Below are 15,923 nucleotides of genomic sequence, written 5' to 3'. Positions count from 1 at the left end.
TCATATTTTAAGTTTACAATCTTTTTGGCTAGGTAAAATAACTATAGTTCAAAATACTTGAGCCAGTTGTGGTGTCAAACGTTTTAGCATTGTAACTAATCCTAGTTGGCAAAAATGTACTGTGAGCTTTACCTATACTGCAACAAATTTGAAACTGCATGGATTATTGAAACGATTTTTTTAAACGATTAAATTTGAGCTATGCTTGGGTTTTGAGGTACAAATGTTTAGCAGCAATTACGTTAAGTTTTAGTCGGGCGGTCTAAAAAAAAGTTAATATGTATTGAGTCTGCTCATATTTTTGAGATGATTATAAATTGCATTCTGGGCACACAACTTTTCCTACAATCTTTCGTGAAGTGCCAATAACTTGAGGACGCGATCTCTTGGTTGTTTATATAATTTTTATCATTCTGTTAATCTCGGTCCTTTTCGTTGGCCTACAACTGATGAAATATCGCAGTGAAGTTATTCAATTAAGACACAATCGAGACAGATACAAAACTATTGGTCAAATTGTTAAAAGTATTAATGCCGGCATGTCTTCAGAGAGAATTATTCAAATTGCGTTAGAAGAATTAGCCAAAAGATACCCGTTGTATCGCGTGTCCTATTCAACTGTTTCTGAGCAAGGTATTCTCAAAATTTGGCGTTGTTCTACTCCAAAACATATGCCTAACATCGAGGGGCTAGAAAGTGACCTTAATATAGCGCCAGATTATTTGAAAGAACTAAACCAGTTCAAACTATTAGCCGTTTCCGACGTATTAACTGACCACCGTTTTTTACCATTACAGGAGCCAATGACAAAGGGCAATACTCGCGCAGTTTTAGACGTTCCGGTTAGTCATAACAAAGGGGTAGTAGGCTTGTTTTGTTTGGACTCAAGCGAAAAGCATGAGTGGACTGTCGAAGAGATTAAAATGGTGTCCGAAATAGCTGAGTTTATGGAAATAGCAATTAAACAAGCTGACTACCTTAAGCACAAAGAAGATATGGCTATTCAATTAGAAGATTATAATAAGCGCTTGGAAATAGAAGTTAGAGAACAAACCAAAGAACTACAATACGCCAAACAAACAGCAGAGCAACTTGCCATGACTGACGAGTTGACCCAATTACCTAACAGACGCGCTTTTTTCTCAGCCGGTGAACAACTTTATTTACAAGCCAAACGACATGCTAGCTCGTTTTGTGTGGTCACCTTTGATATCGATAAGTTTAAAGACATCAATGACAACTACGGCCATGAAATAGGTGATATCGCGCTAAAAGAGATGGGCGAGGTGTTAACCTCAATATCACGCTCCTCCGACATCATCGGCCGTATTGGCGGTGAAGAGTTTGCGATGATATTAGCTGATACAGAAATCGCTGGGGCTATTCAATTTGCTGAACGCTTGCGGGTACTTACCCAGCAAAATACTATGAACACTTCTAAGGGCGAAATTCAATTCACTATTTCAACAGGCGTTGCACAATTTAGTGAGCAAGACGACTCATTGAAATCAGTCATAGCTAGAGCCGATACCGCGCTTTTTGTGGCAAAAGAACGAGGCCGAAATTTAGTAATATCAGAACTCCAGGTTAAACGTTAATTTTCATAATAAGTTTAAAACTCGCCTCTTAGATGTTTTAGTTTTGCGAGCTTGCTTATATTTCATCATTGATTTAAACCACTGAGGCGGGCAGTTCAGATACCATCCAACCTATTGTTGTTACAGCCCCTGAATACATCAATATGCCGGCATAATTGCTCATGATTATTAGCGGAATAAATGGCAGAGCTAAACTCCACGCAAGAAATTTTCTGTGCATAGGTGATAAGGTTAAGCTGCGGGACGTTTTGTTGTTGGTTTTGTTGGACAGTTGCTTGCGCCTTGGGTCGGAGAGGGCAAGCAAAAAAATAACCAGTAAGCTGAACGCGATAAAAGGCAGGGTCATAATTAAATGGTTCATTTTCTCACCTCTACATCAGATATGGTTGGAGTCCAAACATCACTTTCTTGGCTTTCCTGTTGACATTTTTTATGCAGGGCGAAAAAGCACCAAAGAGCGCAGGTAAACAGTGCAAAGTCGATAAACAACATGTCCATCATGTTGAATTTCAAGGCCTCTAACCAACCTACATGTGAGCTGCTAAAGCGTAATACCGGTAATATTAAACAGAAGATCCCATTTCCTGCCAGCAATAAAATTTTGAGTTGTTTGAGGTTTTTCATCGACAAGCTAACTAAACTAATTAATGCGGCGGCAATCACGAACGAATATTGGGTCCATAAGCTTTGACTCGCCCCCATATTGCCACTAACAAAAAAGCCAAAGGCACTGACTAGTGAACACAGGGGAAGGCCATAAAAACCCCACACGCACATTCGGCTAAACCAGCGCCAACTGGTTTGGCTTTTTTCATTTCTATGAGCATAAAGTTGTAGACCTGTGATAGTCACGTAACAAGCGGCTACGCCTAGACTTATCCACACAATTTTCGACATTAGCCCGGCAAAGGTGCCAAAGTGAATGGGATAAATTAATGACAAAATATCACTTGATACTGAGGGTACAGTACCGACTAAGGGTTTGTGTTCAATGAAATCACCATTAGTGCCATCATAAACTAATTGTTCGTATCCAACCTTGCCTTCATTTGGCATAAAGAAAGCCAGTAAACTGGCCGACTCTGTGCCCATATGAGAGATGGACAAATAAGAGGGGACTGATGATTGTCGTGCTGCTGCATCTCTGACCATAGTTGTAAAATTAGCAGAAGTCATTGGTGCTTCACTTTTATGTTGTTGCTCACCCACCAAAGCATGCATCAATGCTTCTTGATCACCGCCAAATGCCACCATTCCCATGGCTGGCAAACCAAACGCAGTGGAAAAACTGAAAAAACTGCCGGTGAACGCCAATAAAACAGCGAACGGAATACTCCAGGTGCCAGCCACTGTATGAGAGTCACGTTTGAGGGGCTGGCCGTCACGTTGCTTGCGAATCGAAAACATATCGGTAAACAAATGACGGTGCATCATAAATCCAGACACAGAAGCAATTAACATTGCCAGCCCTAAAATCCCGGTGAGTATTAGCCCCCACGGAGCCGGAATATGCAATTCAGTATGTATGGAAACTAAAAATCGACTTAAGGCATAGGTATCGTCTTGGGCGAATATCTCGCTACCAAAACCGGTTTCTTTTGAGATGGTTTGACCCTGAGAATTAACTAAATACTGAACGCCATACTCGTCCATATCACCCGATGGATTTTGCTTGTGGGTGTGGAAGAAATACACCAATTGTTGCCTATCGTTTTCATAAGCAGAAATTTCATCTAAATACTCTACAGGGGTTTGGTCAGCTAAACGAGAAACCGTTGCATGGACATCAGAGGCAACTAACAGATTTTTATGATAATTACTGTTTGACCATTCGCCAATTTCATCGGCAACCACCGCTACTGTACCAGTAAATATAACCGCATAAAGTAACATTCCTAATACAATGCCAGACCAAGAATGAAGGCTAAGTAAAGCCTTAGCTTTAGAACGCAAGGGTGGAGTATTGTCAGTCATAAAGGTTAACCTAAAAATTGAAATGCAAGAATGGCACTGTTGGCAACAAATAATGTGGCAAGCAGCCATTGGGCTTTTTGCAGGTTTGTTGTCAGGTAAGTGTAAAAAAACAAAATCGCCCAAATGAGCGGAAACATAAACATAGGCATCATGATGTTATTCACATGGCCTGCTCCAGGTGGGAACCAGACAGCCATGGCGAGCATAAATAGCAAAGAGACCACAAGAGTAGCGGGCCCGCTTAGCCAAAAACGTCTGTTTTTAAGAAATTTCAAAGATGATGTACTCATGATTTGTTTCCAATTTTAGCTAATATGAAACACGCTTTTTGTGCCCAATTAGGAACGAAAAAAGAAGCCTATTGGTTACATAAGCTTCTTTTTGTAGCGCTATTAAAAGCCCCAACGCAAGGTTAGGCTATAGTCAGTTGGTGAACCATAAAACGCTTGGTCGGTTCGAACAGAGCTAAGGTATTTTTCATCTGTAATGTTGTCTAGGTTCAGACTAAGTGACACTTGCTCGTTGAATCGGTACTGCACATAGCCACCAATAAGCGCATAGGCGTCTTGAGTAATGCGTCCGAAACCTGTTTGGTAATACATTTCGCTTTGCCAACGAACAGAAATACCGGCATTGAGTTTTTCTTGCCAAGTCGGTGAGTAGTCAGCCATTAACTTCAAGGTTCTGCGCGGAATAAATGTGCGAGCTTCATCACCGTTTTCATCGTCCATGGTTAACGCGGTAAAGCCACCTTGGAGTGTCCACTCCTCTGAAACCTGACCTGACACTTCTAACTCAAAACCATTAGAGTCGACGTTTACACCGCGATACAGTGAATAATCAAAGTCATCTGAATAATCATCATCGTCAACGCCGTCACCGTCGCCATATTCGATAAATTCATACAGGTTTTCCTGTTCGGTGCGAAAAACGGCTAAACTGACTAATAAGTTGTGTTCAAAACGTTTTTTAATGCCCATTTCATAACTACGACCTTCAGCAGAGCCTAGGGGCTCAAGATCTTCGTTTAGATAATACTGAGGTTGATAAATGTCGCTGTAACTGCCATAAACATTTAGACCTTCCATCGCTTCCCAAGTAAAACCAATATATGGGCTGGTGCCATCTTCAGTGGTAGAAGTGGATGCGCCCCAAGATTCCCCTTCGTTTTCATAATCAACAAAACTTGCGCCTAACACAAAATCGAAATTCTCTGTAACGGCTAGTTGAATTGAGCCGTAAAAACGATTTAAGGTGACGTCTGTATAGCCAGCTTGATAAGGTTCTGCCCAGTCAGGTCTTGCCACTTCGGTTCCCGTCCAGCCGGGTAGGGCAGGCATAACGTCGAAACCGCTCAGTGCGCCGGAATCTAAATCGAGAGTTTCAGAGTCGGCGAGGCTAACCCCTAGATTGAACGAATGTTCCATCCCCCAAGCTTGAAACGTGCCTTGTAAGGTATTGTCCCAAATTAAGATATCGTCTTCTGCGTAAAACTTGCCGGGGTAACCCAACATGCCTAAACCTGTTTCGTGATCTAAGCCAGTATTGGAATAAGCATAAAATAGCTCAGAGTTATCTTCGTATTTGGTGTAGTTCAGCTTACTGGTGAAATTGAGATCATCAGTGATGTACCAACTTAATTCTGCAAACGCAGTTTCATTCAAGGTATCCCAATACGTCCAGTTCATGCTGGTGGACTCAGAAACCGCAAAATCAGTTTGGGTACCATCTGAATAAATCATTGGAACCGCACCCCAAGTCACGCCATCACTGTTGTTATCTTGATAGGTGTAGCCAAAAGTAAGAGTGACATCATCGTTAATTTGACCATCAACAACACCGTATACAACTGTGCGGTTATTCTCGTAGCGATCCAACCAGCTTTGTTTGTCTTGATGAACGACAACTGCGCGGGCGGCCCAGCTTCCTGATTCAGTTAATGGCGTTGATACATCCACAACTGCGCGCATATTTGACCAACGGCCTAGGGTAACGGCAACACTTGCTTGGGGATCATTACTTGGGCGTTTTCTAACGTAGTTTACCGTACCTGACGGGTTGCCTAAGCCGGTTATCAGCCCGTTAGAGCCGCGAATAAACTCCACCTTTTCATAAATAGCGGTATCAAGATCGCCCACGAAAATATCACCAAAAGGGATTCCCGAGCCGTCTACATGCATACTGGTTATGTCAAAACCGCGGGCGTTAAAATAGGTGCGGTCTGTTTCTGTTTGGTCAATGTTGATACCCGTAACTTGTCTAAACAAGCTATTGATATCACTCAAGTTGTATTTCGAAATGGTGTCATTTTCGATGATTGACAGAGATTGAGGGGTGTCAAAACTATCTAGACCTAAACCTGTTGCCCCAGAACTAATTCGTTGAATGCGGCTTTCAACAATACGAATAACCTCAATGTCGTTTTCGGCTGTGTTATTCGTGTCTTCATTGTTTAAATCTGCTGCTTGCGCATGCATGCCTAACGCCAACATCAACGGTGATAATGCAAAAGTGTGCCTTTTATTCATAGTGCTCTCTGAATGTGAAGTGTGATTAATAAAGCGGGGTCATTATAGCCATTGATAAACGTATTGCAAATGATAATCATTGTTATTAGTATGCGATGTTAGTGTTGTGCTCGCAGTAATGAAGGTACTGAGTTGGAAGTGATGTTTGCTGTGCGGTTAGATTAATTCCCTAAGTAAAAAATGGCGGCCAACTAGGATAGATAAACCGCTCGCTCAACGAAAAAATCGACAGGGGAGGTACCGATGAAAAACTTAACGGCTCAGGTAATCTAGTAAAAGTGATCTAGCAAAAGTGCTCTATCAAAAGTAAATTTGGAATGGCGTCGTCTTCAATCCAGATCAGCGCATTCTGACCCCATTGTTTAGCTATATTCATGGCCTGGTGTTTATCAATATTGAGTACTAGCAGGCTTTTTTCAGCAGGCCAATGTCCTTTTGGATCCTGTCCTTGGCCGTTGATGAATTTGAAACCCAATTGCTGTATTTGGTTTTTTAAGTGGGTGTGTGCATTGCGGTTTTGGGACTCTGGGAGTAAGTGGCTACGAGGATTGTATGCGGTGATGAACGCCGCTTGTTTGCAGTCTTTTTGATACATTAATCGTTGTAAGGCGTCACAGTATTTATCGACCAACATAACAAACTGGTTATCTGCTAATCCATCAGCAAAAACAACATATTCAGCATTTTTGTAAGCGGTTAATAAATCATTATCCATGTTCAACCACCTCCGTCGCCTCCGCCCCCATCTCCGCCGCCATCACCTTCGCTTCCCCCTTCGCCATCGCCCTCTCCATTGCCGTCTCCACCTGCTGAAGCGGAAAATTGTTTAATGAATAAATCCGCCTCTTGTAAAATGGAATAATGTTGTAGGTGGCCTACTGGATTTAGATTAAATACTAAACCTTTAAACATATGTTGTGGAATATTAAGGCCAATAGGTTGAAAAGCAGCATAGGCTCGTTGCCACAATTCAGAGTACTTTGCGGATTGTAATTGAATTTCTGGCAGCATCACAAAGGTGGTTTTAAACAGTAGTTGATGCTTTTTAAGTTCTGCAGCTTCCCATAAAGTACCCGGTCGGTCAGAGGGAAGCATTAAAATGTGTGTAGCCCTGTGCATTAAATCTAAGACGTTAGACTGCCATTTTTCTTCTGTACTTTGCACTCTAGCTGCCCCTGCAAATTCACCAGGTACGCCAAAGGTAACGACCAAAATATGCGGGGACAAAAAATGCGTAATAGCGGTTTCGAAATCTGTGTCACCTACCTTTAATGCACCAGTGGTTTCAAACGCTCTTAAGTACAAAATAAATTCTTTTGGGGGGACGTCATCTCTTTTTTGCTGAGTCAACAACATATCACTTGCCGCTTTGTCTAACTTTTTATGGATACACATAAGCGCTTGTTTTCTTCTTTTGTATTCAAAATAAATACCCAATAAACATATAAACAGAGCGGCTAAAGCGCAATCAACTAGAAAGTCATAATAGTCAAACGCCATCATTACGCCATTGAGTATTGCCAGCAGCAGCACAGCACTGGGAAACAGCATGTTTAATTGCGCTAAGCGGATAACGGATGAATCAGTAATATGGGTAAATTTGTTAGTCAGGCTGTGAAAACCAAAATCCAATAGCGTTTGAATATATTCTGTATTACTTGCATATTGATGAGCGGACGGTAGGGGATTGTTCAGTCTGTTATTTGATGCATCTGAAGGTTTAAATTTAATAATTTTGTAGGCAGGAAAGAAATAATAGAGCATAAAAATAAGATGTAAAAAAGGCAAGATTACAAAAATTGAACTCAGGTATTTAGTGTTTACTTCGCTTAAAAACACAATACTTTTACTGTCGAAATTCATGCTGAACATAACAAAACTATGAATCATGATGAAAACGCCAATATCGAGTCCTATATTATTTTTAGCATGTTTGCCGATTAATTCAGCGAAGGATAGCGCTGGTTTGGTCTTTTTGGTCTTGGTTTTTTGATAAAATCCAGGCGCGTTGCTAATAATCTTGATTATTTTATAGGACTTTAATTTACCTATTTTTTGGCTACCAACGTAATCTATTACCCTACGACCGTTGCTGTCAGTTTGATTAGCGTTCGCACCATTTTCAAGGAGCAGTTTTACAGTCTCGATTTCACCTTTAGCACAAGATAACATGAGCGCTGTTCTGCCTAACAAGTTAGCTGTGTTCGGTTTAGCTCCTGCTGCCAATAGTCTTTTTACGATATCTATCTGTTTGTGTTTGCAAGCGGTCATTAGTGGTGTAAACCCGAAAAAGTCTTGTTCTTCAATATCGTGTTCAATTGTTAATAGAATATCCAGCGCTTGTTGATTGCCCCGTTCACACGCAAATATCAAGGGGCTTTGACCTGTCACATTTTTTACTGATATTGCTGTTGGGTCTGAGATTAAATCTTTAAGTTCAACGAGGTTATTTTGTGTTATTGCACAGAATATGGGGGCGTGATTTTGATCCATCTGTTCTTCATCTTTTTTTGTTTTAAACAGAAGATCAAACATATAGTTAGCTGTTTAGAAACGTATTTAAGTTAAAAAAAGCAACCAATAAATGTAGCACCATAAAAATAATAGGTACTTGAGACTCAATGGACGTGAAAGGTTTGTATTTCTGTTTATTTTGCCCCTCTTCTAAGGCTTGCCACTCGGCTGTATAAGGTGCTAAAGGCAGTTGCTTTTCTATTTCCAGTATTACTAAAAATTTTGCAGAATTAAGTGCTTTATATAATAGGATCAACTGACGCCACATGAAACTTGCGATTATGCCAGCAATTGACAGTATGACTAAGGAAATGACTTTATCGTCACCTTGAAAGTTGAAGTAGCTTACAAACGAAACAATGATGGTGTTAATGCTAATAAAAAAACTATTTGTTGTTTGTCGACGATTACTAATATTCTCCGTAGCCGAAACACACATTTTATATTGTTCAAGGATGCTTTCCTGACATGTCTTGTCGCCAACAATGGATGAATTGAATAATGTCTCTTTGATAGAATGTTGCGTCATGGCTAAATTTATATCCTTTTTGATTTAGTATCGTGCGCTTAATTTTTATACTATTCCATTTTTAAAGTCTAAGGTAGCCTAGGCTGCTTTAATTTTTATCTTAGACAAGAAATAATCGGCAAGAAATAGCTAGGCTATTGAGGGAGGTTTATCGCTTTCGTCAAGGTGATCTTATTTTTCGCCGTGATGGGTTATGCGAATGGGCATCTCACAGGGATGCCCTCTGACTTATTTGTTTTTGCGTTGTGCAAATGCTTTTTTATTGATCTCTGCAATCTCAAAAAATGCTTCATTGGCTACCAACACGCTCATGGAGTAATGTGCAATTTTCCAATTGTCAGCTTGTTTAATCACCACACCAGTGCCGCGGAATCTTCCCCACTTTGGTGAGACTATTATTTCGTCGAACCATGCGGTGTTGCCACTGTCTGCAAAATTTATATGACGTTCAACTGACTTATACGTCCATCCTGTGCCGCCCTTAAAACGTTCTTTAACGTAGGCATCCAAAGTAGTGGGACGACTCCATCGTTCCCAATCATCAGTTCCCATAAAAACGCCGTTTTGAGTGAAAGCACCAAGGTATGCATTCAGATCCGCTTGGCTTGCTGAGTAATGAAGACCGTCCATCAGTTTGTTAATCGACTCAGTGTTGTCTGTTATTGCTGATGGCTGCGGACCAGCAAAACTGACACTACTGAAAGACCAAAAAGCTATCATCACAATAGCGGCAAATCGTTTCATCATTATTATCCTGTTAAATGGCGGACAACTGCACGAGCTAGTTTTTAATGCTAAGTGCTATTGTCCGATTATTCGCTTATCAGCCTGCTTTGAACAAGCAGGCCAAATAAGCGATTTTTAATTGCGCTAGCCTGTTAATAGTTACCGCGGAAGGTTAACCCAACAGTACGTGGCGTAACACGAATGGTAGCAGGCTGATCAAAAGGCGGTCTGCCTATCGCTCGCACTACACCATCATCGTCGAACAAGTTATTTGCAAACAACGACACTTCAAATTCATCAAAGCGCACACCTAAGCGTAAATTGGCCACTGTATAGGCATCCATTTTACGATAGTTGGCAGCCTCTTCGTTAAACTCAGTAGCACGGTCTCCTGTGTACTGCACATTAAAATACGCGAAGCCCATGTAGTTTTGGCTTAACGCGCGCTCATAATCTGCACTAGCATTAAAGGTCGTTTCTGGTACGAACGGAGCTGAATCACCTTTTAACGCAGATAAATTAGGCACATCTGCATCCAAAGTACTGTTGATGTATGCACCACCTAAAGACAACGTCAAGGCGTTAACGGGTTTCATACTAAGTTCAAATTCTATCCCTTGGCTGGTGGCTTCGCCGACATTTTCACGGAAACCAAAACCACACTCAAAGGAGCGGCTGGTTTGCATATCGCTCCAATCAATGTGGAAAACAGTTGCGTTATAACTAAACATACCATCACTGGACACGCCTTTTATACCTGCCTCGTAATTCCAAATTTCATCTGGTTTAAAGAAGCGTGTATCGCCGCCTTCACGTTCAACTTGAGCCAATTCTTCAGAACAAACTGATTCAGGAATCGCGCCGTTGATGCCACCGTAACGGAAGCCTTTCGCAGCTTGAGCATAAACCAAAACTTCGTCATTTAAACGATATGACACGTTCAGTTTCGGATTGACGCCATCAGTGGTACTTTCAGGTCGAATATCACCGTTTGATTCACCGTTGAACAAACCAGACTGGTAGAACTCGATATTTTGTTTCCAGTTGAAATAACGTAAACCGGCTGTGATAGAAAGATCACCAATGTCGTAATATGCTTCACCGAATAACGCATAGGTCTCTACGGTTAGATCGTCAAAACCGTAGTACAAGTGGTCCTCTGGTGCGCCAAAGGCCGAAGAAGGCACGCCCAATATTGCGTCCGCTCCTGGAACAGGAAAGGTGTTTTCATAAAACACATCTTTTTTGTCAGCATAAGCACCCACAGTCCACTGCAACTTATCATCGGTGGTTGAGGCTAAGCGTAGTTCTTGCACCCAGACTTCAGAGTCAGTGAAATCGATGAGTTCGTGTGGCGTGACCTCGGGAGGAAGCGCCGACTCAAATAATAAATCTAACGAACGTCTGTTAATGATCGAGCGATCAAAATACGAAGTAGAACTGACCAATTCAGCCCACTCTAGGTCATATTTCAAGGTTAGATTGGCAATATTTACTTCATCATCAAAGCCATCGAAAGACGTATAGTTTCTGGTTAAAAACGGAGTAGAGTCGATGTCTTGTGGATAGCCATTATCTGAATAGTTATGGTGAAGTAGGGTTAATTCCGCACGCAAATTGTCGGTAGGGAAGTACAAAGTCGAGATTTTAGCACCTTTCGATATGCCATCGTTAAGATCTTTTTCGCCAGTGACTTCATTATCAATATAACCACCGTTGTCCATGTAATAGCCACTTGCACGAAAGGCCAACTGGTTTTCGATGACCGGGGCATTGATCAGACCTTTCACCGAATAGTTTTGTGAACCATGGCTGATAGAAGATGCAGTGGCTTCATAGCGACCACCAAATTCGTTAAGATCAGGCTCGTTTGAAACTAGTCGAACCGTACCTGTCATTGAACCTGCGCCAAATAGAGTCCCTTGAGGGCCGCGCAATACTTCTACACGTTTCAAATCAAACAATGCAAACTCTGGGTTCATGCCGCCCATGGAAATTGGAATTTCATCCATATAAATGCCGACAGTTTCTTGGTTTTGTGTATCGTTGTCATTACCGCCACCATTAGCCACGCCACGAATAGATAAGCGGGTTCTTCCTGGGCCATTTTGATAAGAGGTTAAGCTTGGCACTACGCCTAATAAATCGGTAAAGTCGGCAGCGCCTAAGTTATCAATTAGTTCGTCAGTTACCACGTTAATGCTAATTGGCACATCGTTCATATCTTCTGAACGTTTACGAGAGGTCACTAGCACACGCTCGACCTCAGCATCATTTGCTCCAGTTGCGTTAGATTGTGCGTACAGACTCATTGGTGATAAACAGGTAGCGACGGCTATAGCCACTAGGGTTTTGCTCTTTAAAGAAGGAGCAATAGAAAAAGGTGTAGTTGTTTTTTGATGTGTCACTGTTGTGAATCCCTTGTGTTTAGGTTCATATAATTAGTCTTTGGGAAATGCATGTGCATTGACGTATATATCATTATCTCTGTTATGTATGATTGGTGTGTTTATTTAAGTGTTGTTAATCTATAACTAAGCGTTACTAGCGACGAGCTAATAACTAAAAGCTAAGTGATGCCACTTATTAAAGCAAAAGATAAAACTGCACTGGAAAAGTTTATCAGTAAAAATGTGCTAAGCAAACCTCTCCAAGTGCCTGAATGTCTTAAGTTTTTTTTAAAAACTCAAATTGGAAAATATATTTCCCTAGATGTGCCTTGTAATCTTAGTCTTAAAACGGTTTTTCGCTTTGATTGAGCTGATTTATTAATCAATGAGAGTGATTTTACTGACAACCACTTGCTCAGTTAATAATTGTCCTTCCACATAGGGATTGTCGTGAACTCGATTCGCAGGCATTGCCGCAATTTTGTCTACCACGTCCATTCCCCCAATCACTTTGCCAAATACCGCAAAACCTTGTTTATCAGGGTGGCGTAATCCGCCCGCATCTAAATGCGGGTTATCTAAGGTAGAGATAAAAAATTCTGATTGCGCTGTTCCTAAATCACCACGGGCAAAAGAAACCGCGCCTCTTGTGTGGGGGAGGGTGGTTTGTGCCGTTGATTCGTGAGTGATTGCTGGTAGCGGAGCATCGAAAGGCTCATCAAGTGCCGCGTTTAAGCCACCTTGTAGAACCGCGATTTTCAGAGGGTGGTTATCATTGCTGTGGTCAACAGTACGATAGAAGGTCAAGGTTTTAAAATGCCCGCCTTTTATGTAAGCAATGAAATTGTTCGCGCTTATTGGCGCGTTATTTGTGTCTAACTCAATTTCAATATTGCCATATTCAGTGGTCAACACAGCAACCGGAAGCTGAGCTTTTTTGGACGTCGCACAAGCGCCGAGTAACAAGATGCAAATGGTGAAGGTTAGAAAATACGAAGAAAACGTTTTAATTTGGTATGTCATTGATACATGTCAGTTTCGTTATTTGCCCTAGCTTAGCAAATATCACTAAACCTGAAAACCTGAGGAAACCCGTAGGTTTGTTGTGACCCCGCAGTGTCGCAGTTCTTTAGTCATAGCTCGCTAAAAACGTTGATTTAGCCAATTAAGGCTAAATTTGCGTTTTTAGCCTATTTGGGCTAAATTAATGCTGAAGCTCAAAAGAAGGAATTAGTGTGGAATACAATCAAAAACCCATCGCCGTGATTAGTGGGGATGTGGTTAACTCGACCCAATTAACTGCAAAACAGTTTGACCAACTACTGCAACGCATTAAAGACATCCAACAATGGATCAGTGAGGTAAATAATTTAAACACACATAGTATTAAACGTGGTGATGAATTTCAGACCTTGATCCATGATATCTCAAACGTATTGAGATATACCATTGTCTACAGAGTTGGCATAAAAGCCCTTGGTAAAGATTTTGATAGCAGGATTAGTTTTGCCATTGCTTCAAATGCACAATTGCGTGAATCAGTCTCTGAATCCATGGGGGAAGCATTTGTGCTTTCTGGTCGCGGTTTAAAGGCGTTAAAAAGTGATAGGTTGCTGTTTAGTTCTGATCGTCCTGAACTCACGGATCACTTTGATTTATTATTTAAATACCTTGATCGACAACTTACCGACCTGACACCACGCCAATGTGAAGTGATGCTTCCTATGCTTCAAACCAATCAAGAGTTATCCGTTAGCGATCTAGCAGGTAAATTAAATGTTGCTATTGCTACCGTTAGCAAGTCACTCAAAGCCTCTGGGTGGCCATTAATTGAAGCGTTAAATTATCGATTTGAACAACAATTAAAGGTAATTGAAGATGTCTGAATTTTTTAGTCTGCTGATTTCATTCTTATTGGTTCACATTATTTGTGACTTTTACCTGCAGCCAGCCCGCTGGGTAGAAGCCAAAAAGCAGCGCACCTATCGTAGTGTAGAGTTGTACTGTCATGCACTGCTGCATGGAGTCGTATTGATCTTGCCAGCATTGGTGTTAGACATTCATTGGCATTTGACCGCATACCTAGTGGTGTGGGTAACAGTGACTCACTTTGCTATCGATCTGTGGAAAGTGACTAGCGCGAATGGTGATAAGCTGTCTCACTTTATAATCGATCAAACATTACATGTCACTGTACTCGCGGTAAGTGCTTTCTACCTTGTTGACGGCATCACTATTAATGCAGTGTTAAAACATGAAAAGCTCTCAGCATGCGTTCAAGTGATTTTTGCGTATTTGCTGATTCTCAAGCCAACTTCCATTGTGATTAGTCAGGTCCTGCAAAAATATACCCTATCCGGTTTTAATCCAGACGAATCAACACCACAAGACCAACCATTGAGCAAGCAAAGTAAACCTGAGATCACAGGCCTTGTTGCTGGTGGTGAGTTAATTGGTTATTTAGAGCGAGTATTAATATTGACCTTCACCCTTGTGGGGAGTTACGCAGCCGTTGGGTTTGTATTGGCCGCTAAATCCATATTTAGATTTGGTGAATTGAACAAAGCGAATGGTAGAAGTATGACCGAATATGTACTAATTGGCTCTTTACTCTCCGTTGTGATCACAACCTTGGTAGGTGCTATCGTCTCGTTAAGCCTGGGGGTGAAAATTAACTAAAAAATCAAACAAATCAAAGGGGTCAGATCCCACTGGTTTTAACTCAAAGTAAGAAAATCAAAGGCTCTGACCTCACTGATTTGCCTTCGCAGATTCCGCAGATTCTCGGCAACGCTTCAGATGAAATAATCCTATTATGTGCAGATATTTATCGACAGGTGGGAGATTTTAGAAACTCGTTACACTTATACAAAAGATTAGACAATAAAGCTTTCAGTCAAATTGTCGAACCAGCAAAAAGTTGGTGTAAACAGCACATCACCAGCTCAATGGAAATCGGTGCCACAAAGGTGCAAATGCAGTCGTATTTTAGTAGTAGAGACGCAATATGAAAAAGCAACATCAAGAATTGCTAGTTAGTCCATCACATATAGTTTCATACGTACCATCACCATTCGCCTCATGGATGCAGGGCTTGTGTGTGAATCAGCCTCAAAGCCAACCCCTTAGAAACCACGCCCAACCGCCATTTACCTGTTTAGCTGAACGTAAAGTAAGTACTAAAAATATGCAGCTGTTTAGTGTATTAAAGCAGTTCACGGCGACTATTTTTCAGTGGCTTCTCAAGAGCAATGCGACCAATGCATTTTCTACTGAAACGCAAAGGCATGTTCTTCGAATATTTCTCTTAGATAAGAAAAGTTAGTTGAAAATACTTGGGGCAGTTAGCAGCCGCGAAACAAAACATTTTCTAATAATTGAGCACAAAAATTGAGAAGTAATCATGGACCCAAATCTTCTGTACATAACGATGCAAATAAGTCGCGAAAATTCAATTATTGAAAAAGCCGGAAAATCAGCGGACTTTACAAAACTAATTAAATTAGTCAAAGCCCATATTGTGTTAAGTGAAGAATTAAACTCCACAAGCATTTTTGCGGACAACTTGCATAACCTCGAAAAATTACAAGCAAAGTTAAACCGTTGTGAAATCACAGGTGACCTGTGCAAGGACTATCAATGTAACCAAAATATGCGATAAATA

15 protein-coding genes are annotated in these 15,923 nt (G+C 41.1%); 5 read left to right on the top strand and 10 right to left on the bottom strand.

Translation table 11 applies throughout. From position 1 onward, the window contains the following. Positions 1-449: 449 nt before the first annotated feature. Entirely contained in the window at positions 450-1,598 is a 1,149-nt protein-coding gene (locus VUI23_RS13125; RefSeq protein ID WP_342804637.1) for a sensor domain-containing diguanylate cyclase, read from the top strand. A 73-nt stretch (positions 1,599-1,671) separates the two neighbouring features. Here VUI23_RS13125 and VUI23_RS13120 read toward each other — a convergent pair whose 3' ends face one another. From VUI23_RS13120 to VUI23_RS13075, 10 genes are all read right to left on the bottom strand, one after another. Further along, positions 1,672-1,959 carry a hypothetical protein gene (locus tag VUI23_RS13120; protein ID WP_342804636.1) on the bottom strand — a complete coding sequence of 96 codons (288 nt, stop codon included), beginning with the start codon at positions 1,957-1,959 and terminating at the stop codon, positions 1,672-1,674. Further along, positions 1,956-3,572 (bottom strand): PepSY-associated TM helix domain-containing protein, encoded by a 1,617-nt coding sequence (locus tag VUI23_RS13115; protein WP_342804635.1) that lies wholly within the window; start codon positions 3,570-3,572, stop codon positions 1,956-1,958. The genes VUI23_RS13120 and VUI23_RS13115 overlap by 4 nt, the downstream gene beginning before the upstream one ends. Positions 3,573-3,577: 5 nt before the next feature. Continuing rightward, positions 3,578-3,862 (bottom strand): hypothetical protein, encoded by a 285-nt coding sequence (locus tag VUI23_RS13110; protein ID WP_216048371.1) that lies wholly within the window; start codon positions 3,860-3,862, stop codon positions 3,578-3,580. Positions 3,863-3,964: 102 nt separating this feature from the next. Next, positions 3,965-6,100: a TonB-dependent siderophore receptor gene (locus VUI23_RS13105; RefSeq protein ID WP_342804634.1), complete on the bottom strand. Its 2,136-nt coding sequence runs from the start codon at positions 6,098-6,100 to the stop codon at positions 3,965-3,967. Between the two features lie 283 nt (positions 6,101-6,383). Next, positions 6,384-6,815 (bottom strand): DUF3293 domain-containing protein, encoded by a 432-nt coding sequence (locus VUI23_RS13100; RefSeq protein WP_342804633.1) that lies wholly within the window; start codon positions 6,813-6,815, stop codon positions 6,384-6,386. A gap of 2 nt (positions 6,816-6,817) precedes the next feature. Beyond that, positions 6,818-8,635 (bottom strand): ankyrin repeat domain-containing protein, encoded by a 1,818-nt coding sequence (locus VUI23_RS13095; RefSeq protein WP_342804632.1) that lies wholly within the window; start codon positions 8,633-8,635, stop codon positions 6,818-6,820. A gap of 4 nt (positions 8,636-8,639) precedes the next feature. Then, positions 8,640-9,143 carry a hypothetical protein gene (locus tag VUI23_RS13090; protein ID WP_216048375.1) on the bottom strand — a complete coding sequence of 168 codons (504 nt, stop codon included), beginning with the start codon at positions 9,141-9,143 and terminating at the stop codon, positions 8,640-8,642. Between the two features lie 228 nt (positions 9,144-9,371). Then, positions 9,372-9,890 carry a nuclear transport factor 2 family protein gene (locus VUI23_RS13085; RefSeq protein WP_342804631.1) on the bottom strand — a complete coding sequence of 173 codons (519 nt, stop codon included), beginning with the start codon at positions 9,888-9,890 and terminating at the stop codon, positions 9,372-9,374. A 131-nt stretch (positions 9,891-10,021) separates the two neighbouring features. Further along, complete coding sequence (locus VUI23_RS13080) at positions 10,022-12,244, bottom strand: TonB-dependent receptor (protein ID WP_342808292.1); 2,223 nt, start codon at positions 12,242-12,244, stop codon at positions 10,022-10,024. 393 nt (positions 12,245-12,637) lie between these two features. Next, a complete protein-coding gene (locus VUI23_RS13075) occupies positions 12,638-13,282 on the bottom strand; it encodes a peptidylprolyl isomerase (protein WP_342804630.1) in 645 nt (214 codons plus the stop codon). Between the two features lie 212 nt (positions 13,283-13,494). Between VUI23_RS13075 and VUI23_RS13070 the strand changes: the two genes are divergently transcribed. The 4 genes from VUI23_RS13070 (at position 13,495) to VUI23_RS13055 (ending at position 15,920) form a co-directional block, all read left to right on the top strand. Beyond that, positions 13,495-14,145, top strand: a complete 651-nt coding sequence (locus tag VUI23_RS13070; RefSeq protein ID WP_303500579.1) for a hypothetical protein — start codon at positions 13,495-13,497, stop codon at positions 14,143-14,145. Next, a complete protein-coding gene (locus VUI23_RS13065; protein ID WP_342804629.1) occupies positions 14,138-14,938 on the top strand; it encodes a DUF3307 domain-containing protein in 801 nt (266 codons plus the stop codon). The genes VUI23_RS13070 and VUI23_RS13065 overlap by 8 nt, the downstream gene beginning before the upstream one ends. A 328-nt stretch (positions 14,939-15,266) precedes the next feature. After that, on the top strand, positions 15,267-15,584 hold the full coding sequence (locus VUI23_RS13060) for a hypothetical protein (protein ID WP_342804628.1): 318 nt from the start codon (positions 15,267-15,269) through the stop codon (positions 15,582-15,584). 78 nt (positions 15,585-15,662) lie between these two features. Continuing rightward, positions 15,663-15,920: a hypothetical protein gene (locus VUI23_RS13055; protein WP_216048380.1), complete on the top strand. Its 258-nt coding sequence runs from the start codon at positions 15,663-15,665 to the stop codon at positions 15,918-15,920. Positions 15,921-15,923: the final 3 nt, after the last annotated feature.

Source organism: Alteromonas sp. M12 (assembly GCF_037478005.1).
Lineage (GTDB): Bacteria > Pseudomonadota > Gammaproteobacteria > Enterobacterales > Alteromonadaceae > Aliiglaciecola > Aliiglaciecola lipolytica_A.
The sequence above is the reverse complement of the archived record's forward strand: the minus strand, read 5'-3'. Positions and strand labels throughout refer to the sequence as shown.

Bases quoted from the DNA above. Each gene is read 5' to 3' on its own strand.
- VUI23_RS13125 (WP_342804637.1), top strand. From the start codon at position 450: ATGAAATATCGCAGTGAAGTTATTCAATTAAGACACAATCGAGACAGA.
- VUI23_RS13120 (WP_342804636.1), bottom strand. From the start codon at position 1,959: ATGAACCATTTAATTATGACCCTGCCTTTTATCGCGTTCAGCTTACTG.
- VUI23_RS13115 (WP_342804635.1), bottom strand. From the start codon at position 3,572: ATGACTGACAATACTCCACCCTTGCGTTCTAAAGCTAAGGCTTTACTT.
- VUI23_RS13110 (WP_216048371.1), bottom strand. From the start codon at position 3,862: ATGAGTACATCATCTTTGAAATTTCTTAAAAACAGACGTTTTTGGCTA.
- VUI23_RS13105 (WP_342804634.1), bottom strand. From the start codon at position 6,100: ATGAATAAAAGGCACACTTTTGCATTATCACCGTTGATGTTGGCGTTA.
- VUI23_RS13100 (WP_342804633.1), bottom strand. From the start codon at position 6,815: ATGGATAATGATTTATTAACCGCTTACAAAAATGCTGAATATGTTGTT.
- VUI23_RS13095 (WP_342804632.1), bottom strand. From the start codon at position 8,635: ATGTTTGATCTTCTGTTTAAAACAAAAAAAGATGAAGAACAGATGGAT.
- VUI23_RS13090 (WP_216048375.1), bottom strand. From the start codon at position 9,143: ATGACGCAACATTCTATCAAAGAGACATTATTCAATTCATCCATTGTT.
- VUI23_RS13085 (WP_342804631.1), bottom strand. From the start codon at position 9,890: ATGATGAAACGATTTGCCGCTATTGTGATGATAGCTTTTTGGTCTTTC.
- VUI23_RS13075 (WP_342804630.1), bottom strand. From the start codon at position 13,282: ATGACATACCAAATTAAAACGTTTTCTTCGTATTTTCTAACCTTCACC.
- VUI23_RS13065 (WP_342804629.1), top strand. From the start codon at position 14,138: ATGTCTGAATTTTTTAGTCTGCTGATTTCATTCTTATTGGTTCACATT.
- VUI23_RS13060 (WP_342804628.1), top strand. From the start codon at position 15,267: ATGAAAAAGCAACATCAAGAATTGCTAGTTAGTCCATCACATATAGTT.
- VUI23_RS13055 (WP_216048380.1), top strand. From the start codon at position 15,663: ATGGACCCAAATCTTCTGTACATAACGATGCAAATAAGTCGCGAAAAT.